The 19708-nt window shown below is 68.6% G+C and carries 23 protein-coding genes; 4 read left to right on the top strand and 19 right to left on the bottom strand.

The window, feature by feature from the left end; genetic code table 11:
- Positions 1-66 precede the first annotated feature (66 nt).
- Positions 67-669 (bottom strand): NAD(P)H:quinone oxidoreductase, encoded by a 603-nt coding sequence (wrbA, locus tag IEW15_RS06915; protein WP_188576159.1) that lies wholly within the window; start codon positions 667-669, stop codon positions 67-69.
- A gap of 164 nt (positions 670-833) precedes the next feature.
- On the opposite strand from wrbA, the gene IEW15_RS06920 reads away from it, so the two are divergent.
- A complete protein-coding gene (locus IEW15_RS06920) occupies positions 834-1748 on the top strand; it encodes a LysR family transcriptional regulator (RefSeq protein WP_188576161.1) in 915 nt (304 codons plus the stop codon).
- 70 nt (positions 1749-1818) lie between these two features.
- Complete coding sequence (locus IEW15_RS06925) at positions 1819-2274, top strand: DUF1499 domain-containing protein (protein WP_188576163.1); 456 nt, start codon at positions 1819-1821, stop codon at positions 2272-2274.
- On the opposite strand, the gene IEW15_RS06930 is transcribed toward IEW15_RS06925, so the two are convergent.
- Positions 2275-2901, bottom strand: coding sequence for a LysE family translocator (locus tag IEW15_RS06930; protein ID WP_188576165.1), 627 nt, complete (start codon positions 2899-2901; stop codon positions 2275-2277).
- Positions 2902-3043: 142 nt separating this feature from the next.
- Between IEW15_RS06930 and IEW15_RS06935 the strand changes: the two genes are divergently transcribed.
- A complete protein-coding gene (locus IEW15_RS06935) occupies positions 3044-3505 on the top strand; it encodes an Lrp/AsnC family transcriptional regulator (protein WP_188576167.1) in 462 nt (153 codons plus the stop codon).
- Between the two features lie 42 nt (positions 3506-3547).
- Here the strand turns inward: IEW15_RS06935 and IEW15_RS06940 are convergent, their stop codons facing one another.
- The 16 genes from IEW15_RS06940 to ccmA all read right to left on the bottom strand — a co-directional run bounded on the left by IEW15_RS06940 (position 3548) and on the right by ccmA (position 17923).
- Complete coding sequence (locus IEW15_RS06940) at positions 3548-3979, bottom strand: glyoxalase superfamily protein (RefSeq protein WP_188576169.1); 432 nt, start codon at positions 3977-3979, stop codon at positions 3548-3550.
- A complete protein-coding gene (locus IEW15_RS06945) occupies positions 3976-5376 on the bottom strand; it encodes an MATE family efflux transporter (RefSeq protein ID WP_188576171.1) in 1401 nt (466 codons plus the stop codon). Before IEW15_RS06945 ends, IEW15_RS06940 begins: the two co-directional genes overlap by 4 nt.
- A 300-nt stretch (positions 5377-5676) precedes the next feature.
- Entirely contained in the window at positions 5677-6366 is a 690-nt protein-coding gene (locus tag IEW15_RS06950; protein WP_188576173.1) for an ABC transporter permease, read from the bottom strand.
- 3 nt (positions 6367-6369) lie between these two features.
- Positions 6370-7089, bottom strand: coding sequence for an ABC transporter permease (locus tag IEW15_RS06955; protein WP_229707877.1), 720 nt, complete (start codon positions 7087-7089; stop codon positions 6370-6372).
- A gap of 69 nt (positions 7090-7158) precedes the next feature.
- A complete protein-coding gene (locus IEW15_RS06960) occupies positions 7159-7932 on the bottom strand; it encodes a lysine/arginine/ornithine ABC transporter substrate-binding protein (protein WP_188576176.1) in 774 nt (257 codons plus the stop codon).
- 226 nt (positions 7933-8158) lie between these two features.
- On the bottom strand, positions 8159-8680 hold the full coding sequence (locus IEW15_RS06965) for a MarR family winged helix-turn-helix transcriptional regulator (protein ID WP_188576178.1): 522 nt from the start codon (positions 8678-8680) through the stop codon (positions 8159-8161).
- Between the two features lie 168 nt (positions 8681-8848).
- The gene (locus IEW15_RS06970) at positions 8849-9643 is read right to left on the bottom strand and encodes an ABC transporter ATP-binding protein (protein WP_188576180.1); all 795 of its coding nucleotides are present in this window, start codon (positions 9641-9643) and stop codon (positions 8849-8851) included.
- Positions 9644-9785: 142 nt separating this feature from the next.
- On the bottom strand, positions 9786-11213 hold the full coding sequence (ccmI, locus tag IEW15_RS06975) for a c-type cytochrome biogenesis protein CcmI (RefSeq protein ID WP_229707890.1): 1428 nt from the start codon (positions 11211-11213) through the stop codon (positions 9786-9788).
- Positions 11213-11989, bottom strand: a complete 777-nt coding sequence (locus tag IEW15_RS06980) for a cytochrome c-type biogenesis protein (protein ID WP_229707878.1) — start codon at positions 11987-11989, stop codon at positions 11213-11215. Before IEW15_RS06980 ends, ccmI begins: the two co-directional genes overlap by 1 nt.
- A gap of 29 nt (positions 11990-12018) precedes the next feature.
- Positions 12019-12555 carry a DsbE family thiol:disulfide interchange protein gene (locus tag IEW15_RS06985; protein WP_188576185.1) on the bottom strand — a complete coding sequence of 179 codons (537 nt, stop codon included), beginning with the start codon at positions 12553-12555 and terminating at the stop codon, positions 12019-12021.
- An 11-nt stretch (positions 12556-12566) separates the two neighbouring features.
- A complete protein-coding gene (locus IEW15_RS06990; RefSeq protein WP_188576186.1) occupies positions 12567-14597 on the bottom strand; it encodes a heme lyase CcmF/NrfE family subunit in 2031 nt (676 codons plus the stop codon).
- Positions 14594-15166 (bottom strand): cytochrome c maturation protein CcmE, encoded by a 573-nt coding sequence (gene ccmE / locus IEW15_RS06995; RefSeq protein ID WP_188576188.1) that lies wholly within the window; start codon positions 15164-15166, stop codon positions 14594-14596. The genes IEW15_RS06990 and ccmE overlap by 4 nt, the downstream gene beginning before the upstream one ends.
- Positions 15150-15416, bottom strand: coding sequence for a heme exporter protein CcmD (gene ccmD, locus IEW15_RS07000; RefSeq protein ID WP_229707879.1), 267 nt, complete (start codon positions 15414-15416; stop codon positions 15150-15152). Before ccmD ends, ccmE begins: the two co-directional genes overlap by 17 nt.
- Before the next feature lie 197 nt (positions 15417-15613).
- On the bottom strand, positions 15614-16339 hold the full coding sequence (locus IEW15_RS07005; RefSeq protein ID WP_188576189.1) for a heme ABC transporter permease: 726 nt from the start codon (positions 16337-16339) through the stop codon (positions 15614-15616).
- 211 nt (positions 16340-16550) lie between these two features.
- Positions 16551-17264 carry a heme exporter protein CcmB gene (gene ccmB, locus IEW15_RS07010; RefSeq protein ID WP_229707880.1) on the bottom strand — a complete coding sequence of 238 codons (714 nt, stop codon included), beginning with the start codon at positions 17262-17264 and terminating at the stop codon, positions 16551-16553.
- Positions 17261-17923 carry a heme ABC exporter ATP-binding protein CcmA gene (gene ccmA / locus IEW15_RS07015; RefSeq protein ID WP_229707881.1) on the bottom strand — a complete coding sequence of 221 codons (663 nt, stop codon included), beginning with the start codon at positions 17921-17923 and terminating at the stop codon, positions 17261-17263. Before ccmA ends, ccmB begins: the two co-directional genes overlap by 4 nt.
- Before the next feature lie 151 nt (positions 17924-18074).
- Between ccmA and IEW15_RS07020 the strand changes: the two genes are divergently transcribed.
- Positions 18075-18722, top strand: coding sequence for a LysE family translocator (locus tag IEW15_RS07020; protein ID WP_188576193.1), 648 nt, complete (start codon positions 18075-18077; stop codon positions 18720-18722).
- Positions 18723-18758: 36 nt separating this feature from the next.
- Here IEW15_RS07020 and folD read toward each other — a convergent pair whose 3' ends face one another.
- Entirely contained in the window at positions 18759-19670 is a 912-nt protein-coding gene (gene folD / locus IEW15_RS07025; protein WP_188576195.1) for a bifunctional methylenetetrahydrofolate dehydrogenase/methenyltetrahydrofolate cyclohydrolase FolD, read from the bottom strand.
- Positions 19671-19708: the final 38 nt, after the last annotated feature.

The raw sequence follows: 19708 nt of genomic DNA on the forward strand, positions 1-19708 counted from the left end.
AAGCGGCCCGGCGCCGGACGGGGGTAACAGCCCCCGACCCGGCGCCGGGCGATGATCGGTGCGCGGTCAGGCGCCGGCGAGCTTTCTGGCAATACCGGCGACATGGGCACCCTGGAAGCGTGCCATCGACAGCTCCTTGGCGCTGGGCTGGCGGCTGCCATCGCCGCCGGCCAGCGAACCGGCGCCATAGGGGCTGCCACCACGGGCCTCGGAAATGTCGAACAGTTCCGGGGCCGCATAGGGCAGGCCCACGATCACCATGCCGTGATGGGCCAGCGTCGGCCAGAAGGTCAGCACGGTCGACTCGTTGCCACCGCCGGTCGCGGTCGACACGAACACGCTGCCGACCTTGCCGACCAGCTTGCCCTGCGCCCATAGGCCGCCGGTCTGGTCGAGGAAGCTGCGCATCTGGGCGGCCATGTTGCCGAAGCGGGTCGGGGTGCCGAAGATGATCGCGTCATAGTCGGGAAGTTCGGCCGGCGTCGCCTCGGGAGCGGCCTGGTCCAGCTTGGCGCCGGCCTTTTCGGCCACCTCGCGCGGCATGGTCTCGGGCACCCGCTTCACGGTCACCTCGACGCCGTCGACCGATGCAGCGCCCTCGGCCACGGCGCCCGCCATCGTCTCGATATGGCCGTACATGCTGTAATACAGGACCAGAACCTTGGTCATCGTCATCATTCCCCGGTTGCCGCGCCGGCCATCCGAAGCGTGTCGCCCGGGCCGCGCTGGTGTCTGTTCTCCCCATGAATGTAGCACTGGCGGTTTGGCTTACTACCGGCAACAATGGAAATGGATTGTCACCCTCAGATCAACAAAGCCGGAGCGGCGGGCCGATGGATCACCTGACCAGCATGGCGGTGTTCGCGCGCGTGGTGGAAGCGCAGAGCTTCTCGTCGGCGGCGCGGGCGCTGGGCTTGTCGAAATCGGCGGTGTCCAAGCACATCGGCCGGCTGGAAGACCGGCTGGGCGCCCGGCTGCTGAACCGCACCACCCGCAGGCTCAGCCTCACCGAGATGGGCGAGGTCTATTATCGCCGGTGCGCGCGCATCCTGCGCGAGGCGGAAGAGGCCGATCTTGAGGTCGGGCGGCTTCAGGACGAGCCGCGCGGCACGCTGCGCATCAACGCGCCGATGTCGTTCGGCCTGCTGCATCTGGCCCCCTGCCTGCCCGGCTTCATGGAGCGATACCCCCATGTCCGGGTCGAGGTGTCGCTGGACGACCGTTTCGTCGATGTGGTCGATGAAGGCTATGATCTGGTGGTGCGGATCGGCAATCTGGCCGACAGCAGCCTGATCGCCCGCAAGCTGGCCGAAAGCCGGACCATGGTGGTGGCGACGCCCGGCTATTGGGACACCCACGGCCGGCCGCAGCACCCGCGCGACCTGGCCCGCCACAACTGTCTGGAATATGCCTATCTCTCCACCCGCAATGAATGGCGCTTCCGCGCGCGGGAGGGGGCTGAGACGATCGCGGTCAGGATCTCGGGCACCCTGAATGCCAATAACGGCCAGATCCTGCGCGATGCGGCCCTGGCCGGCACCGGTGTCGCCCGGCTGCCCGCCTTCATCGTCGGCACCGAGATCGCCGCCGGACTGATCGAGCCGGTGCTTGAGGATTTCGCGCCGCCACCGGTCGATATCTTCGCGGTCTATCCCCATAACCGGCATCTGTCGGCCAAGGTGCGCAGTTTCATCGATCATTATGTCGACTGGTTGCGCCAGCGCCGCCAGGACATGCCCTTCTCCTGATCAGCATCATAACCGGCTGTCCGGCCGGTTTCATGACCGGCTCAAGCCCCATCCGGCCGAGGATCTGCCGATGCCCAGCGATGACGCGTTCCCCGACATGCCCGAGCCTGGTCCGCAGGGTCGCCCGCAGGATGGCGGGGTCATCGATCTGGCGGCGTTCACGGCGCGGCCGCACCCGAACTGGTGCCTTGCGGCGCCCGCCGATGCCCTGCCCGGCCTGACGCCGCATATCCTGACGGCGATGCTGCCGATGTCGCCCGACCGGCTGTGCGGGCTGATGGCGCGGATGCTGCGCAGTCGCCCGCGCACCCGCATCATTGCCGCCGACCCCAACTCTTTCCGGATCGACGCCATCCAGCGCAGCCGGATCTTCCGCTTCACGGACGATGTGGCGCTGTGGGCAATGCCGGTCGGGGACGGGGCGGCGCCGGTGATCCTGTCGCGGTCGCGGATCGGCCGCAATGATCTGGGCGCCAACCGCCGGCGGGTGGAAGCCTGGCTTGGCGCCCTGACCAGCGGCCGGTGATCAGTTCGCGGCCAGCCGGCCGGCGGCCGCGATCAGCATGGCCCCGGCTGCGGCCTCGGCCCAACGCCGGCCGCGACCACCGAACAGGGCGCCGCCGCGCGCCCAGCGCCGGCCCATGATGCCGATGGCGAGGCTGAGGCCGGTATAGACCAGCCCGCACAGGCCGATGAAGATGACCGACAGGGCTGCCGCCTGCGGGGCGATGCCGGCCCCCGCCGTCATGAACTGCGGCAGGATCGCCATATAGATCATCATCCCCTTGGGGTTCAGCAGCGCGGTTAGAAAGCCGCGGGCCAATGGCCGGTTATGGCCCACATCCTGCAGCGTCAACCGCCCGGCGGCGAGCGCGTGGCGCAGCAGCCGCAGGCCCAGCCAGACCAGATAGCCCACCCCCAGCCAGCGCAGCGCATCGAACAGCACCGGTGACGCCGCGATCAGGGCGGCGATACCCAGCGCCACCAGTGTCGAATGCACAACATAGCCCAGGCAGACACCGGCGGTGGCACGCAAGCCCGCCGCCGTGCCGCCGGACACGGCCTGTGCGGCCACGAACAGCATGTCCGGGCCGGGGGTGCAGATCAGGGGCAGCACGGTGGCCGCGAACAGGATCAGGGTCATGGTTTCCATGGCCGCGATCATAGGCCGCCCGCCACGCAATCGGGTTGCGAAGATGCCGCGCGACCGGCAGTCTCTGGCGTCAGGTTGCGAGCAGCGGCGTGATATTGGCAGTGCGTGCCATAATGGCGATAGACCGGCACGGAGGCCGCTCATGAAACTGGACGAGATCGACCGGCGCATCCTGCGCGCGCTGCAACGCGATGCCCGGATCCAGAATGTCGATCTGGCGCGCGAGGTGGGGCTCACCCCCTCTCCCTGTCTGCGCCGGGTGCGCCTGCTGGAACAGGCCGGGGTGATCCGGCGCTATGTCGCGGTGCTCGACCCCGCACAGGTCGGTGCCGGGCTGTCTCTGTTCGTGCGGGTGTGGCTGAAGGCACAGGACGTCGAGACCATCGACAGCTTCATCGCCGCGGTCGAGCGCATCCCCGAAATCGTCGACTGCTATATCATGTTGGGCGACTGCGATTTTCTGCTGCGGGTGGTGGCCGCCGACCTGGATGACTACCGCCGCATCCAGGCCGCCCATCTGGGCCGTCTGCCCGGCGTGCAGAACCTGAAGACCGAGGTGCCCAGCCAGACAGTGAAGCAGAGCCATGCCCTGCCGCTGCGCTGATCGGCGTGGCAAAGGGCCACAAGGGCGGCTTTGCCACGGCGGTCAGGATGCCGCCTTCTCCACGATCAGATGGGGCATGCCATCCGAGGTCTTGCGGTGACTGCGACCGGTCGTGTCCACGGTGCCGCGGATGCGGTGGCGCCAGTTCGAGAAGCTTTCGAACCGAACGGTGTCGACCGGCCGGTCGAGCCTGATCTCCACCTGGCGATGGCGCGCGCCTCCTGAGAGGCCGACGACCTCACCACTATAGACCTGCCCCAGATAGCGCCCCGCCACCCGATCGCCCAGGGCGAGGCCCGATCGGGTGCCTCGCCGGGCAAGACGGGCGTGGAGCGTATTCCAGTCCCGCGCTCCGTGCTGCCGGGCAACGAGTTCAAGGGCCCGGGCATGGCTGACGATCATGTTCCCGGATCTGAGTGCCTGCCGCAGCGCCCTGGCCTGGGCTTTGACGGCATCGAGTGACGGCTGTGTCATGCGACCTCCTTCGCCTGCGGCGCCAACGGGGCGGTATCGGGCACGCGGAACCAAAAGATGATTGTGAGGGCCAGAGCAAACAGAACGGCATCCGCCACTGGAAAGGCGAACCACAGTCCCCGCGCGCCGAAGGCCGCATTCAGGGCCACGATCAGCGCCGGCGTCAGAATCCAGGGCTTGGCCAGGGTCAACACCGCGGTGCGCGAGGGATACCCCATCGCCTGGAAATGCATGGCCATCACGAGGATCGGCCCGGTGATGGCATAGAGCGCGGTCATCGGGCGCATGATCGCGCCAACGGCGGTGGCGATCGCGGGATCGGTTGAAAACAGCGCGCCCAGCGTCCCGCCCGCGAACATGCCGGCCAGGGCGACACTCAGACACCAGAGGAACGCGCTGGCCATGGCCAACCGCAGGGCCGCGCGCGCCCGGTCCACGCGGCCCGCGCCGACATTGTTGCCGGTGATGCTCTGGGTGGACAGCGCGATCGCCATCTGCGGCAGGAAGGCCAGCCCCAGCATGCGCGTCACCACGCCATAGGCCGCGACACAGGTGGCCTGATCCGCGCCGTCGGCGTCGGTGCCGATGGCGACGAGCACGGTGCTGACCACCAGGGCCATCCCGATGAAGCTCAGGCTGAGGGGCAGACCCAGCGCGAGGATCTGTCGCCACCCGGACAACCAGTTGTCGCGCAACAGGGCCGCCAGCGGCAGCAGGCTGGAGCTGCGTCCGCGCACCGCCACGAGAAGTGACAGGCCAAGCGCCTGCGCGGCAACGGTGCCGGCCGCGGATCCGGCGACCCCAAGGTCGAGACACACGATCGCTGTATAGTTCGCCGCAATATTCAGCAGGTTGACAAGCACCGAAAGCAGCGCGATCAGCCCGGCCCGCCCCTCGTTGCGCAAGGCATCGGCATGCAGTCCCAGGCCGAACTGCACAGGCGCGCCCAGGATCAGGATCAGCAGATAGTCCCGCGCGGGCGCCGCGACAGCCGGGTTCCCACCAGCCAGAAACGAAATGGTGGCGGGGCCGATGGTCAACGCCGCCAGGATCAGGACGACACTCAATGCGAGAGCCAGCCCGTGCGCGCCGGCGAAGACGGCGCTCGCCCGGGTCCGCGATCCCGCGCCAAGATGCCGGGCCAGCAGGCTCGACATGCCGCCACCCGCCAGCGCGGTCAACGCGGTCAGCAGCATGACGACGGGAAATGCCAGGCTGACGGCGGCAAGAGCGTCGGCGCCGATGAGACGCCCGACAAAGATCCCGTCGACCACGTTCAGCAGACCGCCCGTCGACATGACCACCACCATGGGCAAGGCGTTGGACAGGAATAATCGTCCGATGGGTCGCGTCAGAAAGGGGTTTTCAACGGCATTGGCAGCCCGTCCGACAGACATCGCTCACTCCTCCGGAGAGGCATCTCGATGAGGGAGGGGGCCTGCATTGCCCACCTGCGAAATGCATCGAGGGTGAGATATCGTCGTGATCCGGGCTTCACCGTGACAGGAGTCCGCAGGCGGCAGGTGCCCGGCACCTTGCGGTGTCGATACAAGGAACCCACTCTCAAGGCAACATGGGAAATGGGGGCCACCTCAGTTTCCCGTCCTGACATGCCGCCGGGCCGACGGCCTGGCTCCGGCCGTCACGGCTGGACCGCCCGGCATTCACCCGACCCCGCCCGCTCAGCCACGCCCCACTCAGCCACGCCCGGTCAGATGCCGGTTCAGCCGCCGTTCCACCAGCGCGAACACCCGGGTCAGCACCAGGGTGATGACCAGATAGATCACGCCGGCCGCCAGGAACAATTCGGTCACGGCGAAGGTGCGTGAAATCAGCGTGCGGGTGACACCCATCAGATCCAGGATGGTGATGGTGCTGGCCAGCGCGCTGGCCTTGATCATCAGGATCACCTCGTTGCCATAGGCGGGAAAGCCATAGCGTACCGCGATCGGCATGATGATCCGCCGGAAGGTCAGCGCCCGGCTCATGCCCAGCGCCTGTGCCGCCTCGATCTGGCCGCGCGGCACCGCCTGAATCGCGCCGCGCAGGATCTCGGCGGTATAGCCGCTGGTGTTCAGCGCAAAGGCGATGATGGCGCACCAGTATGGCTCGCGCAGGATCGGCCACAGCATGCTGCTGCGCACGAAAGTGAACTGCGACAGGCCGTAATAGATCAGGAACAGCTGCACCAGCAGCGGCGTGCCGCGGAAGAAGAAGATATAGCCGCGCCCGGTCCAGGCCAGCAGCGGATTGCGCGAGACCCGCGCCATCGCCACCACCAGCGCCAGCGCCGCCCCCACCACCAGGGCCAGCGCCACCAGTTCCAGCGTGGTCCACAGCCCGCCGAGCAGCCGTTCCCAGTTGTCGAAGATGACCTGCCAGCGCATCGGTCAGGCCCTCCCGGCTTTGGGCACACCACCCGGCCGGCGGCCGGTGCCCCGCGCCGCCCAGTATTCCAGGCGCGCGATGCCGATCTCGGCGATCAGGGTGAAGAACAGATAGATCAGCGCCGCCGCGAAGAAGAAGGTGAACGGCTCACGCGTCGCACCCGCCGCGACATGGGCCTTGCGCATCAGCTCGTCCAGGGCCACCACCGACACCAGCGAGGTGTCTTTCATCATCACCAGCAGCAGATTGCCCAGTCCCGGCAGGGCCAGCCGCCAGACCTGCGGCAGCACGATGCGCCGGAAGGCGAGCGCCGGGCTCATCCCCAGCGCGCGCGCCGCCTCGATCTGGCCTTTGGGCAGGGCGCCCAGCGCGCCGCGCAACACCTCGGTCGCATAGGCGCCATAGGCGAGACCCAGCGCGGTGACACCGGCCACGAACGGGCCGATGGTCACCTGGGCGTCGCTGCCGGTCATCGCCAGCACATTGTTGACCAGCACCGGCAGGGCAAAGAACACGAACAGCACCACCAGCAGTTCAGGGATGCCCCGGATGATGGTGGTATAGGCTTGGCCGATGCCGCGCAGCACCCGCGACCGGCTGGATTTCGCCAGCGCGCCGGCCATGCCGAGCAGCAGGCCAAGCGCCAGCGACGGCGGGATCAGAGCAAGGGTGATCAACGCACCCTCGATCAGCAGCCCGCCATAGCCTTTGAAATCGAACATCAGATGGCGACCGTCGGTTGGCAGCGGTCAGGAGTCGCGCCAATGGCACACCCCCCGACCGCGCGTGGATCACTCGCCATAGATATCGAAGTTGAACCATTTGTCGTTGATGGTCTTGAACGTGCCGTCGGCGCGGATGGCGGCGATCGCCTCGTTGAACTTCGCCACCAGATCGTCATTGCCCTTGCGGACCGCGACCCCGATGCCCTCGCCATACCATTTCGGATCGGCGACCGGCCCCGCGACGAAATGATATCCCTGTCCGTCCGGGGTCTTCAGCCAGTCGCCCAGAACCGGCTGATCGGCCAGGGTCAGATCGGCCCGCCCCGCCGCCAGGTCCAGATTGGCCTGATCCTGTGTGTCGTAAAGCCGGATATCGCTATCCTTGTAGTTGTCTTCCAGGAAGGTGACATGGGTGGTCGAGCGCTGGACCGCGATCACCTTGCCAGCCAGCGCCTTGGGCGACACATCATCATAGGTCTTGTCCTTCGGCGCCACGAACTGCCCGGCCGACAGAGCGTACTTGTCCGAGAAATCCACCGACTGCTTGCGTTCGTCGGTGATCGACATCGCCGAGATGATCGCATCGTACTTGTTGGCAAGCAGCCCCGGAATGATGCCGTCCCAATCCTGGGTGATGAGCTCGCAATCAGCCTGCATCTTCTCACAGAGCGCATTGGTGATATCGACGTCGAACCCGTCGAGCTTGCCCTGATCGTTGACGAAATTGAACGGAGGATAGGCCCCTTCGTTGGCGATGCGGATTTTGGTCATCTCGGCGGCCGCGGCGGCGCCGGAGGCCAGCCCCAGGCCAATGACGGCTGCGGTCAGGATGCGGAACATGCCCACGTGTCGGTCTCCCTCAAGGTCGATGACGCCCATGCCCGCGGAACGCCGGGGTCACGAACCGGCGCCGGCTCCCCCGAACCGGCACTTGGTCCCCCCTGTCGCGTCGGCTGCCGCGCATGCGGCACCATTGGCGCGTTCCGGGCACGGCGATGTTACGCCTTAGTAAACCCGCGAGGCGAGGGGCTGTTCAACGACAAAACGTCATCGACCGTCACGGCGATCACGGCATCGCCCGCCGCGGCATGTTGCCGATCAGCGGCCGGCCGCCATTGCGCATCGAAAAACTGTCGGCGTCTTCGATCTTGGGCGGCTCGGCAGCCAGCACCGCCATCACCCGGCGCCAGGCATCGGCCGCCCCCTCGCCCGCGGCCTGGAAGGCACTGTCGAGATAGGCGGTCTGAAGCGCCGAGAGCCGCGCCTCCAATGCCGCGCCCTCCGGGTTCAGGGTCACGTTCAGCATCCGCCGGTTCGACGGCACCGGGCTCAACGCCACCAGATTCTGGTCGAGCAACTGGCGCATCGGACGGTGCAGCGCCTGGCGGGACACTTTCAGCTTGTCGAGCAGGTCGGTCAGGGTCATGTCCGGGCCACCATGCGCCACAAAGAACAGGATCCGGTGATGCGACCGGTTCAAGCCGCGTTCAGCCAGGATGCGGTCCGGCTCCTCGATCAGAAATCGGAACGCGAAGTGAAACAGCTCCAGGTCATGCTGGTTGGCCGCGTCCTCGGAAGGCACCATCATCGTCTCAATCTCCCCCTGCCGATCGTCGGTTTTTTTTGGGCCAGCTATCCGCTTCTTGAAGAGCGAAAGTCCAGCGCGTTATCGTAGCACGCGCTACGTGATCAGTTTTCAACGAATACATGCAGGATAACATCGAATGGCGCCGCGGCGGAACTGCCCGTCCCCGGCTCAGTGCAACCGACTGGCAAGAAACTGCCGGCATCGGTCGCTGACCGGGTTCTCGAACACCTGCGACGGTGGACCATCCTCGGCGATCACGCCCTGGTCGAAGAACGCAACCCGGCTCGAGACCTCCCGCGCGAAGCCCATTTCATGGGTCACGATCAGCATGGTGCGGCCTTCTTCGGCAAGCCCGCGGATCACCCGCAGCACCTCACCGACCAGTTCAGGGTCCAGTGCCGAGGTCGGCTCGTCGAACAGCATCACCCGGGGGTCCATGGCCAGCGCCCGGGCAATTGCCGCCCGCTGCTGCTGCCCGCCCGACAATTCCGCCGGATAATGATCGCGTTTGTCGCCGATGCCGACCTTGTCCAGCAGCTTGCGCGCCGTGTCCACCGCCTCGGCCCGCGGCCGGCGCAGCACATGGATCGGCGCCTCCGTCAGGTTTTCCAGCACGGTCAGGTGCGGCCACAGGTTGAAGCTCTGGAACACCATGCCCAGGCGCGCGCGGATACGGTCGAGCTGGCGCGGATCCTGCGGCTCCATGCCGCCACCCCGCCGGGGCTTCAGACGGATCGGCTCCCCATCCACCCGCACCTCACCGGCATCCGGCATTTCCAGCATGTTGATACAGCGCAGGAACGTGCTCTTGCCCGATCCGCTGCTGCCGATGATCGAAATCACATCGCCTTCGGCCGCCTGAAGTGACACCCCCTTCACGACCTCCAGATCGCCGAACCGTTTATGAAGGCGCTCCACCTCCAGTGCCCATTGTGCCCGTCCTGCTGCCTCCGACTGCGTCATGCGGCCCCCTCGCTGCCAGCATAAACCGGTGCCATCCCACCCCAACAGGCGGCACCGGTCGTTTCAAGACAGGATTATGACGGCCCCGGCTGCGTATGGGAACCGGCCGATCGGCCGGGCTGTCATCAGGCGGCGGTCATCCTCAATCGCTCGATGGCTCCGGTGCCGGCAGTGCCGATAGCTGCCGCTCGACGGCGGCCCGGTCGGGGCTGTCGGCCGGCAGGCGGTCCAGCAGGCGCTGCCAAAGATCCCGGGCCGCGGCCGGCTCGCCATCGCGCAGATGGACCTGCCCACCCAGCCACAATGCCATCTCGTGATCGGGCGCCATGTCCAGCGCGCGCTTGCGGGCATCGCGTGCCGCCGCCGGGATCCTGGGGTCCATCGCGGCATCATCCGCCGGTTCCAGCCGGGCCTGCATCAGTGCCAGCTGGATATCCATCACCCGCGGATTGGCCTCGGCGCCGCGCACCAGGGCCGCGCGGCTCGCCGCCGGATCGCCCAGCACCGCATAGGATCGTGCCAGCCGCAGCCAGCCTTCCGGGTCTTCCGGCGCATCGGACAGCCGGGCCGCCAGCCCCTCGACCATGCCGCGGATCATCTCGGCCTGTGCCGGCGGCACGGCCATGCCCTCGCCACGGCCCCCGGCGGTGGCGGTGCCATCACCCTCCTGCCACGCCTCGGGCATCAGCCCGGCCAGCGGCCGGCCCAGATCGCCGGCGGCGCGGCGGATCTGGCGTTCAAGCTCGGGCCGCCAGGGGGCATTGGCGGGGGTGTCGGCGGCGAGCGCCACCCAGCGTTCCAGCGCCGCCTCGATCCGTCCGCCCTGGGCGTCGGCCAGTCCCAGATAATAGCGCGCCGCCGCATTGTCGGGATCGATCGAGACCGCGCGTTCGAACAGCACACGGGCATGTTCGTCCACCTGCCCGCCCACCGCGATCACCTCGGCGGCGGCGGCGCTGGTCAGCAGATCGACATCGTCAGGGGTCAGCGCCAGGGCGCGGGCGAAGGCGCGTGCCGCCTCATCATGGCGGCCAAGGCTGGTCAGCGACCGGCCAAGCAGGGTCCAGCCGCGCGGATCCTCGCTGTCGGCAGTCTCAAGACGGGTCGACAATTCCTCGGCCAGCCGCGCCAGATCGGCATCGCTGCCGGCCGCCGCAACCGGGCGGGCACCGGCCGGCTGGTCTGGCAGGCCCGGATTGCCGATCCGGACATACAGGCCGACCGCGACCAGCGGCACCACCACGATCAGAATTGCCGACAACCGGTTGGCGCGGCGGCGCTCCTTCGAGCCCGAGGCGACATGATGGGGCTGCGCACCACGCGCGCCATCCGCCGCCAGCAACCGGCGCTGGATCTCCAGCCGGGCGGCGATGGCCTCCTCGGCGGTCAGCCGGCCCGATGCAAGCTCGCGCTCCACCTCGGCAAGCTGGTCTCGATAGATCGCGATATCGCCCAGCCGGGCCGCACCGCGCTCACGCGCACGCCCCTTCAGCACCGGCAGCAGAAGCACGGTCAGGCAGATCAGGGTGGCAAGCGCGATCGCCGCCCAGAACCAGATGCCGGATATCATCAACGGGGCTCTCTATCCTCAGGCGTATCGTCACGACCGGCGGGTTCGTCGGCGGCGGCGGGCTTGTCGGCAACCGGTTCCTCATCCACGGCGGGCACATCGTCGACAGGCGCGGCGTCGACGGGCGCGTCGGTCAGGGGCGCATCGACCACGTCCACGTCCCTGGCGGAGGCGTCACCCGCGGCCGGCAGGTCCGCCGGAACCGGCGTGCCATCATCCATCAGCCGGGCCAGTCGCCAGGCCTCGTCGTCATCCAGCGGCCGTGCAAAGCCATCCTCGGCCGCCTTGGCCGCATAAGCGCGGCGCTGGCGGCGGATGAAGGCGATCACGATCACCGCACCGGCCAGCAGCACCAGCGCCGGCGCCGCCCACAGCAGATAGGTGGTGGGCTTCACCGGCGGGCGCATCAGCACCCAGTCGCCATACCGCTCCACCATGAATGCCAGGATCTGATCGCGGCTGCGGCCCTCGGCCACCTGCTCGCGCACGATCTGGCGCAGGTCGCGGGCAAGTTCGGCGTTGCTGTCCTCGATCGACTGGTTCTGGCAGACCAGACAGCGCAGTTCCTTGGAAATCTCGCGCGCCCGACGCTCTTCGGCCGGATCGGCCAGCGGTGCCTCGGGTCGGCTCAACGGCCCCGGCGCCACACTGCCCGGCGCCGGCATCGCCTGGGGCACGCGCGGCGAGGGCGCATCGGTCTGCTGGGCCAGCGCCACCGGGCTGGCGGCCGGCAGCAGCACCGGGGCCGCCAACAGGGCGGCGACGCAAACGATCAAGACGCGGTACCGCCTGTGGCCCACCCCGCTCATTCCGCCGCCTCGCGCAGCAATGGCCGGATACGCGTCTCCAGCGCCTCGGCGGTCAGCACCCCGATATGCTGGGCGATGATATGCCCGCGACCATCGATGACGAAGGTCTCGGGCACGCCCGAGATGCCGAATTCGATGCCGGTGCGGCCATCCAGATCGGCGCCGATCTGCGCGTAAGGGTCGCCGTGACGATCCAGCCAGCGCCGGGCATCCTCGGGCCGGTCCTTGTAATTCACGCCCACGATCCGCACGCCGTCCTCCCGCGCCATCTTCATCAGCTGCGGGTGTTCCGCCAGGCAGGGCACACACCACGAGGCAAAGAAATTCACCAGCACCGGCCGGCCGTCGGCCAGATCCGCGGCCGCGAGGCCCTCATCGCGGCCCTCGATCGGCGGCAGGTCGAAGGCCGGCACCGGCTTGTCGATCCGCCCCGACGGCACCGCGCGCGGGTCGAGCTCCAATCCGGTCATGAACACGGCCGCCAGGGCCACGAACACCAGCACCGGCAGCACATAGATCAGGCGTCGCAGCATCTGTCAGCAGCTCACTCGGCGGGAACGGTGCCGGGGGCCGGGTTGCGGGCGCGCCGTGGCGCGCCCACTCTCAGGCGCCGGTCGCTCAGCGATACCATGCCGCCGGCGGCCATGACCAGCGCCCCGGCCCAGATCCAGGGCGTGAGCGGGTTGTGGTACAGCCGGAAGCTCCATTTGCCGTCCACCGGCTCGGCACCGGCCAGCGCCACATAAACGTCGGTGACGCCGTTGGTGCGGATCGCCGCCTCGGTCGTCGTGGTGCCCTGGGTGGGGTAGAAGCGGATTTCAGGCGTCAGCTTGCCGACCACCCGGCCGCCGATCATGGCGCCATCGACTGTGCTGCCACCGGATATCAGCCGCAGATCGGCCATGGTGCTGCGGTAATTCGGCCCAGGCTGCTGGCTGACGCCACGGAATTCCAGCGTCCGGCCGCCAATCTCGGCGCGATCTCCCGGCGCCAGGGTCACGGTGCGCTCCGACTGCCAGATCGAGGCGCCGGTGATGCCCAGCACCAGGATACCGACACCGCAATGGGCAATCGCCGTCCCCCAGGCCGATCGCGGCAGGCCACGTGCCCGCCGCCAGGCGCCGCCACGTCCCCCGCCACCACGGCGCGACCACACCCGCTCAACGATATCGGTCAGGCTCGCCGCCACCAGCCATACGCCCAGCATCATGCCCAAGGCGCCCAGCGCGCCATCCACGCCGAAGCCGCCGATCGCGAAGCCGGCCGCCGCCGCCAGCAGGGCCGCGACCATGGCGAAGCGCAGGCGCTGCAACACGGCGCCAAGATCACCGCGCTTCCAGGCCAGCGACGGTCCCATCCCGGCCACGATCAGCAGCGGTACGGCCAGCGGCACCACGGTGGCGTCGAAAAACGGCGGGCCCACCGTCACCTTGGTGCCGGCGAAGGCATCCAGGAACAGCGGATACAGCGTACCGATCAGCACGGTCGCGGCCAGCGCCGCCAGCAGCAGATTGTTGACCACGAGCCCGCTTTCGCGGCTGACCGGCGCGAACAGCCCGCCGGGCTTCAGCGCCGGCGCCCGCCAGGCATAGAGCGCCAGCCCCCCGCCGACCACCACACACATGAACACCAGCACGAACACACCGCGCGTCGGGTCGCTCGCAAAGGCATGCACCGAGGTGATGACGCCCGAGCGCACGATGAAGGTGCCAAGCAGGCTGAGCGAGAAGGTCAGGATGGCAAGCAGGATGGTCCACGACTTCAGCGTGTCGCGCTTTTCCACCACGATCGCCGAATGCAGCAGGGCGGTTCCCGCCATCCAGGGCATCAGCGAGGCGTTCTCGACCGGATCCCAGAACCACCAGCCGCCCCAGCCCAGTTCGTAATAGGCCCACCACGACCCCAGCGCGATGCCGATGGTCAGGAAAACCCAGGCGGCCAGCGTCCAGGGGCGCACCCAGCGCGCCCAGGCGGCATCGACCCGGCCCTCGATCAGGGCCGCGATGGCGAAGGCGAAGGCGATCGAGAAGCCGACATAGCCCAGATACAGGAAGGGCGGATGGAAGGCGAGGCCCGGATCCTGAAGCAGCGGGTTCAGGTCGCGACCTTCCGCCGGCGGCGGCATCAGCCGCTCGAACGGGTTCGAGGTCAGCAGCATGAACAGCAGGAAGCCGATCGCGATCATGCCCTGAACCGACAGCACCCGCGCCCTGAGGGTCGGCGGCAGGTTGCGGCCGAACAGCGCCACCGCGCCGCCATACAGGCTGAGGATCAGCGCCCACAGCAGCAGCGACCCTTCATGATTGCCCCAGACGCCGGTGATCTTGTAGAGCAGCGGCTTGGCGGTATGAGAGTTCGATGCCACCAGCAGCACCGAGAAATCGCTGGTGACGAAGGCCACGGTCAGGCAGGCGAAAGCCGCGCCGATCGCCAGCATCTGGGCCATGGCGGCGCCACGACCGGCGGCCATCAGCGCCGCGTCGCCGCGCGCGGCACCGATCAGCGGCACCACGGCCTGAACCAGCGCCATGGCCAGCGCCAGGACCAGCAGATAATGACCCAGTTCGGCTATCATCGGGGTGCCTCGCCATCAGCCGGCTTCATCAGGCCCTGGTGATCGCCAGCCGCGGCGCCGTCGCCCTTCCAGGTGCCGGCGCGCTTCATGGCGTCCACCACCTCGGGCGGCATATAGGTCTCGTCATGCTTGGCCAGCACCTGTTCGGCCGTGACCGTGCCATCGGGCTCGAACCGGCCTTCGGCGACGATGCCCTGCCCCTCGCGGAACAGGTCGGGCAGCAGGCCGTCATAGCGGATGGTCAGGGTTTCCGCGCCATCGGTAACGACGAAGGCGACATTGGTGCCGGGGCCGCGGGCGACACTGCCGGCCTCCACAAGACCCCCCACCCGCAATCGCGTACCGGGTTCCACCTGTTTGGCGATGATGTCGCTGGGGCTGTAGAAGAACAGCAGATTGTCGCGGAACGCGCCCAGCACCAGGGCCAGCGCCACGGCCACCAGGGCCAGGATGCCGCCCAATGCATACATGCGCCGGCGCTTGCGGGTGAAGCGGCGGGGCGGCGTGCCGGAGACCGGCCGCCGGGGCGGCAGGTCGGCGCTGGCGGACCGGTCAGGCGCGGGCGACATCGTCGGCGGCTCCATCGTCATGGGGGCGGCGCTCATGCGCCGTGGGCGAGGGCGCGCCGGCCCGCGCGCGACGCCGTCGGCCACGGCCAAGGCCCAGCGCCTCCAGCCGCGCCAGCCGCGCCTCGGCGCGCCGGACGGCCGCGCGACTGTGCAGCCACAGCCCCGCCAGCACCACCAGCGCAAAGCCGAAGGATGGCCAGACAAAGGCGGCATAGCCGCCCATGGCGAAGAAGGTGTCGAGGTCGTTCACCGCCGTCGGATCCCCAGGAGATCGGGTGTGGCCGCCATATGCGCCCGGTTCAAGACCATGGCAACCGCCCGGAGGCGGTCTGGCCGCGTCATGGCACCCCTATGGCCCTGTAGATAGTGCCGCAACCGCCCGGTCGTCCAGTGCAAGCGGATGATTGCGTTGCTATGTCGCGGAACCGGCATGCGAATTGTCACCGGTCACTCGCCGCCCAGCGCCGCCTGCATTTCGATCGTGCGCGCCCGTCGTTCCAGCAGTTCGGCCCGCGCCCGCAGGCAGACGATGCCAACGAACAGCAGCGTGAAGCCCAGCGCCATCAGCAGCAACGGCCACAGCATGCTGGGATGGATCGACGGCGCGTCGAGCTTCGAGATCGTCGCCGGCTGGTGCAGCGTGTTCCACCAGTCGACGGAAAACTTGATGATCGGCAGGTTGACCACGCCCACCACCGCCAGGATGCCGGCCGCCCTGGCGCCGCGCTCGGGGCTGTCGAAGGCATCGCGCAGCACCATATAGCCCAGATACAGGAAGAACAGCAGCAGCACCGATGTCAGGCGCGCGTCCCACACCCACCAGGTGCCCCACATCGGCTGCCCCCACAGCGCGCCGCTGACCAGGGCGATGGCGGTGAAAGCGGCCCCCGCCGGCGCGATCGCCTTGGCCGCCACATCGGCGACGCCATGGCGCCAGATCAGATAGACGGCGCTGGACACCGCCAGCCCCGCATAGGCGAACATCGACATCCAGGCTGCCGGCACATGCACATACATGATCCGGAAGCTTTCGCCCTGCTGGTAGTCGGGCGGCGCCACGAACAGGCCAAGATACAGGCCGACCGCGATCAGCGCCAGCCCGGCCAGGGTCGCGGGCCCGCGCACCCGGTCGATGATGCGGCCGAAAAGGGTTGGGTTGGCATAGCGGTGCATCGGGAACGGCACCCCGCCGGCTGGAGGAAACGATAACTCGGGTGGTCGCCACACGGACAGGTGGTTGTCACACGGACGGGCTGGCGATCATCGGCCGCCGGTCGAGGAGGTGCCCGCTTTCGGCGCCCCTGTCAATCCCGCCCGGGACTGCGCGACGATCGGACGCGCCGGTCCGCATGGTCAGTCGGTCATCTTCGCCCGTCGGGCCCGATCAGTCCAGTGCCGCCCGCAGGCCCGCCGCCGCCGCCAGCGGCGCCAGCGCCAGCGCCAGCACCGATCCGGCCCCCAGCAGCATCAGATGCGGGCCAGTGGGCAGGCCGTTTGCCGCCGCCTCCACCGCGCCGACGCCGAAGATCAGCACCGGCACATACAGCGGCAACAGCAGCAATGGCATCAGGGCGGCGCCACGCCTGGCGCCCAGGGTCAGCGCCGCCCCGATCGCGCCGATCAGCGACAGCGCGGGGGTGCCAACCGCCAGCGACAGCATCAACGTGCCAAGAACCGCGCTGTCGATCTGCAACATGATCGCCACCACCGGCGCCGCCACGATCAGCGGCAGGCCGGTCGTCAGCCAGTGAGCCACCACCTTCGCCACCACCACCAGTGCCAGCGGCGCAGGGGCCAGCGCCAGGGCCTCTAACGCGCCGTCATTGCGGTCGGTATCGAACAGCCGGTCCAGCGACAGCAGCACCGCCAGCAGCGCCGAGGCCCAGACCACCCCCGATGCGATCCGCGACAGAACCTGCGGCCCCGGCCCCACCCCCAGTGGGAACAGGGTCGCCGCCACCACGAAGAAGGCCAGCACCGCCACCACATCGCCCGACCGGCCGGCGGTGCGCGCGAGGTCGCGGCGCAGCACCGCAAGCAGGGTCCGCCCCAGACCCGGTGTCGCCCCGGACGGTCCGGGCGCCATCGGATCGCTCATGGCGCCGCCTCCTCGATATCCAGCCCGATCGCCCGATCGCCCAACCCGAGTGGCAGATGGGTGGCGGTCACCACCATGCCGCCCCGGTCCAGATGGTCACCGATCAGCCCGGCGACCAGCGCGCTGCCGCTGCGGTCCAGCGCCGTCGTCGGTTCGTCCAGCACCCAGAGCGGGCGATGGGCCAGCAGCAGCCGCGCCAGCGCCAGCCGGCGGCGCTGGCCGGCCGACAGCACCCTGACCGGCAGGTCCGCCAGATGCGGGATATCGAGCGCGGTCAGCGCCGCGACCACCCGATCGGCCCGCCCGGCGCGCGCCACCCCCATGATCGCCGCCCAATGGCCCAGATCGGCGCCGGCCGACAACTCGCCGGCGATGCCGTCGCGATGGCCCAGATACTGCAGCCGCTCGCGCCAGGGCAGGTCGTGGTCGTCCCGGTCCAGACCATTCCACAGGATCTGGCCGGCATCGGCGCGCACGAAGCCGGCGATGATCCTGAGCAGGGTGGATTTGCCGCTGCCATTGCGCCCGGTCACCACCAGAGCATGGCCGGCGCGCAGTTCGCCGTCCAGATGCAGGAAGATCGGACGGTCGCCACGAAAACAGGCAAGATCGTGCAGGACCAGTTGGTCAGGGCCGTCATTTTGCGGGGTTTGGGTCACAGGATCCTCACGATACGGCCCTGGCGGGTGACTTCCCGGCTTGCCATCATGCCGCCACAATGGATAGACCAAAGGACGGCCACGGGAAAGCCCCCGGGGCGGCTGACATCCGGAAGGACCGAAGCGCAATGGCGGAGCGGACGACGACCGCATGATTCTGGCCAGCTTCCTCGCAGGCATCGGCATCGGCCTTGTGGTCGCGGCCCCGGTCGGGCCGGCGGCGGTCATGGTCATCGGACGCAGCCTCGACCGCGGATGGCGGGTCGGCTTCGCCACCGGCATGGGTGTGGTCTTCGCCGATCTGGTCTATGCCTGCATCGCCGTTGCCGGCATGGGCTGGATGGAACGCATCCACGCCTTCGAACGACCCCTGCAACTGTTCGCGGGGCTGCTGCTGCTGACGATGGGGCTGATCAGCGCCACCGGCGTGTTCAGCCGCGATCGCGGCCAGATCACCGCCCTGCCCAATGCCAGCTATCAGGGCCGCAACCGGCTGGTCGCCGGGCTGTCGGGCTGTGCGGCCACCTTCGCCGTCACCATCGTCAATCCCACCGCGATCGCGGCCTTCCTGGCCCTGTTCACCACCATCGGCCGTTTCGCCGACGACAAGATCCCGCTGCTCGGCGGCATCGCCGTCGGCGGCGCGCTGTGGTGGTCGGGGCTCGCCTGGGGGGCGGCCCATGCCGGGCGCAAGCTGGCGCCGCGCTGGCCGCTGCGCATCAAGCGTGGCGCCGGCGTGGTGCTGGCGGTGATCGGCGCAGGCGTGCTGCTTTATGCGGGGTTCGAGTACTGGGCATGACGGCGTGGCGCCAAATCGTGCCCCATCGCCTTGCGGTCAGAGGGTCGCCATGTCGATGCCGCGCCGGGCGCAGGCCGCCTGCAGGGCGTTCGACAGCAGGCAGGCGATGGTCATCGGGCCCACGCCACCCGGCACCGGGGTGATGTGCCCGGCAACCGCCTTGGCCTCTTCGAAATTCACATCGCCCACCAGCCGGTCCTTGCCGCCCGCCACCGCCGGCGGCAGCCGGTTGATGCCGACATCGATCACGGTCGCACCAGGCTTGATCCAGAAGCCGCGCACCATTTCCGGCCGCCCGACCGCCGCGATCACGATATCGGCGCCATGCACGGTCTCGGCCAGATCGCGGGTGCGGGAATGGGCGATGGTGACGGTGCAGTCGCGGCCCAGCAGCAACTGCGCCATCGGCTTGCCCACGATGTTCGACCGGCCGATCACCACCGCATGACGCCCTGCCATGTCGGCACCAAGCGTGCGGTCCAGCAGCATCAGGCAGCCCAGCGGCGTGCAGGGCACCAGCGCCGGCTGCCCGGTCGCCAGCCGCCCGGCATTGATCGGGTGGAAGCCATCGACATCCTTGGCCGGATCGATCGCCTCGATCACCTTCTGGGCATCGATCTGGCGCGGCAGCGGCAATTGCACCAGGATGCCGTCGACCGCGTCATCGGCGTTCAACCGCGCCACCAGCGCCAGCAGATCGGCTTCAGAGGTATCGGCGGACAGGCGGTGTTCGAAGCTCTGCATACCACAGGCTTCGGTCTGCTTGTGCTTGTTGCGGACATAGACCTGGCTGGCCGGGTCTTCACCGACCAGCACCACCGCCAGCCCCGGGCGCAGCCCCAGGCGGGCATACATGCCACCCACGCGCGCGGCCACGGCGGCGCGCAGATCGGTAGCGACGGCCTTGCCGTCGATCAGTTGTGCGGAAGGCATCGGGGCAGTCTCCATCAGTTCCATGATCGCGCCGGGCCGCATCAGGGCGCGTC

Origin of the sequence: Tistrella bauzanensis (assembly GCF_014636235.1) — a bacterium.
GTDB classification, from domain to species: Bacteria; Pseudomonadota; Alphaproteobacteria; order Tistrellales; family Tistrellaceae; genus Tistrella; species Tistrella bauzanensis.

Bases quoted from the DNA above. Each gene is read 5' to 3' on its own strand.
- IEW15_RS07020 (WP_188576193.1), top strand. From the start codon at position 18,075: ATGATTCTGGCCAGCTTCCTCGCAGGCATCGGCATCGGCCTTGTGGTC.
- IEW15_RS06920 (WP_188576161.1), top strand. From the start codon at position 834: ATGGATCACCTGACCAGCATGGCGGTGTTCGCGCGCGTGGTGGAAGCG.
- IEW15_RS06935 (WP_188576167.1), top strand. From the start codon at position 3,044: ATGAAACTGGACGAGATCGACCGGCGCATCCTGCGCGCGCTGCAACGC.
- ccmB (WP_229707880.1), bottom strand. From the start codon at position 17,264: ATGAGCGATCCGATGGCGCCCGGACCGTCCGGGGCGACACCGGGTCTG.
- IEW15_RS06965 (WP_188576178.1), bottom strand. From the start codon at position 8,680: ATGATGGTGCCTTCCGAGGACGCGGCCAACCAGCATGACCTGGAGCTG.
- wrbA (WP_188576159.1), bottom strand. From the start codon at position 669: ATGACCAAGGTTCTGGTCCTGTATTACAGCATGTACGGCCATATCGAG.
- IEW15_RS06970 (WP_188576180.1), bottom strand. From the start codon at position 9,643: ATGACGCAGTCGGAGGCAGCAGGACGGGCACAATGGGCACTGGAGGTG.
- IEW15_RS06950 (WP_188576173.1), bottom strand. From the start codon at position 6,366: ATGCGCTGGCAGGTCATCTTCGACAACTGGGAACGGCTGCTCGGCGGG.
- IEW15_RS06925 (WP_188576163.1), top strand. From the start codon at position 1,819: ATGCCCAGCGATGACGCGTTCCCCGACATGCCCGAGCCTGGTCCGCAG.
- IEW15_RS06985 (WP_188576185.1), bottom strand. From the start codon at position 12,555: ATGCTGCGACGCCTGATCTATGTGCTGCCGGTGCTGGTGTTCGTGGCC.
- ccmE (WP_188576188.1), bottom strand. From the start codon at position 15,166: ATGTCGCCCGCGCCTGACCGGTCCGCCAGCGCCGACCTGCCGCCCCGG.
- IEW15_RS06955 (WP_229707877.1), bottom strand. From the start codon at position 7,089: ATGTTCGATTTCAAAGGCTATGGCGGGCTGCTGATCGAGGGTGCGTTG.
- ccmI (WP_229707890.1), bottom strand. From the start codon at position 11,213: ATGATATCCGGCATCTGGTTCTGGGCGGCGATCGCGCTTGCCACCCTG.
- IEW15_RS06960 (WP_188576176.1), bottom strand. From the start codon at position 7,932: ATGTTCCGCATCCTGACCGCAGCCGTCATTGGCCTGGGGCTGGCCTCC.
- IEW15_RS07005 (WP_188576189.1), bottom strand. From the start codon at position 16,339: ATGCACCGCTATGCCAACCCAACCCTTTTCGGCCGCATCATCGACCGG.
- IEW15_RS06945 (WP_188576171.1), bottom strand. From the start codon at position 5,376: ATGTCTGTCGGACGGGCTGCCAATGCCGTTGAAAACCCCTTTCTGACG.
- IEW15_RS06930 (WP_188576165.1), bottom strand. From the start codon at position 2,901: ATGGAAACCATGACCCTGATCCTGTTCGCGGCCACCGTGCTGCCCCTG.
- IEW15_RS06940 (WP_188576169.1), bottom strand. From the start codon at position 3,979: ATGACACAGCCGTCACTCGATGCCGTCAAAGCCCAGGCCAGGGCGCTG.
- folD (WP_188576195.1), bottom strand. From the start codon at position 19,670: ATGGAGACTGCCCCGATGCCTTCCGCACAACTGATCGACGGCAAGGCC.
- IEW15_RS06990 (WP_188576186.1), bottom strand. From the start codon at position 14,597: ATGATAGCCGAACTGGGTCATTATCTGCTGGTCCTGGCGCTGGCCATG.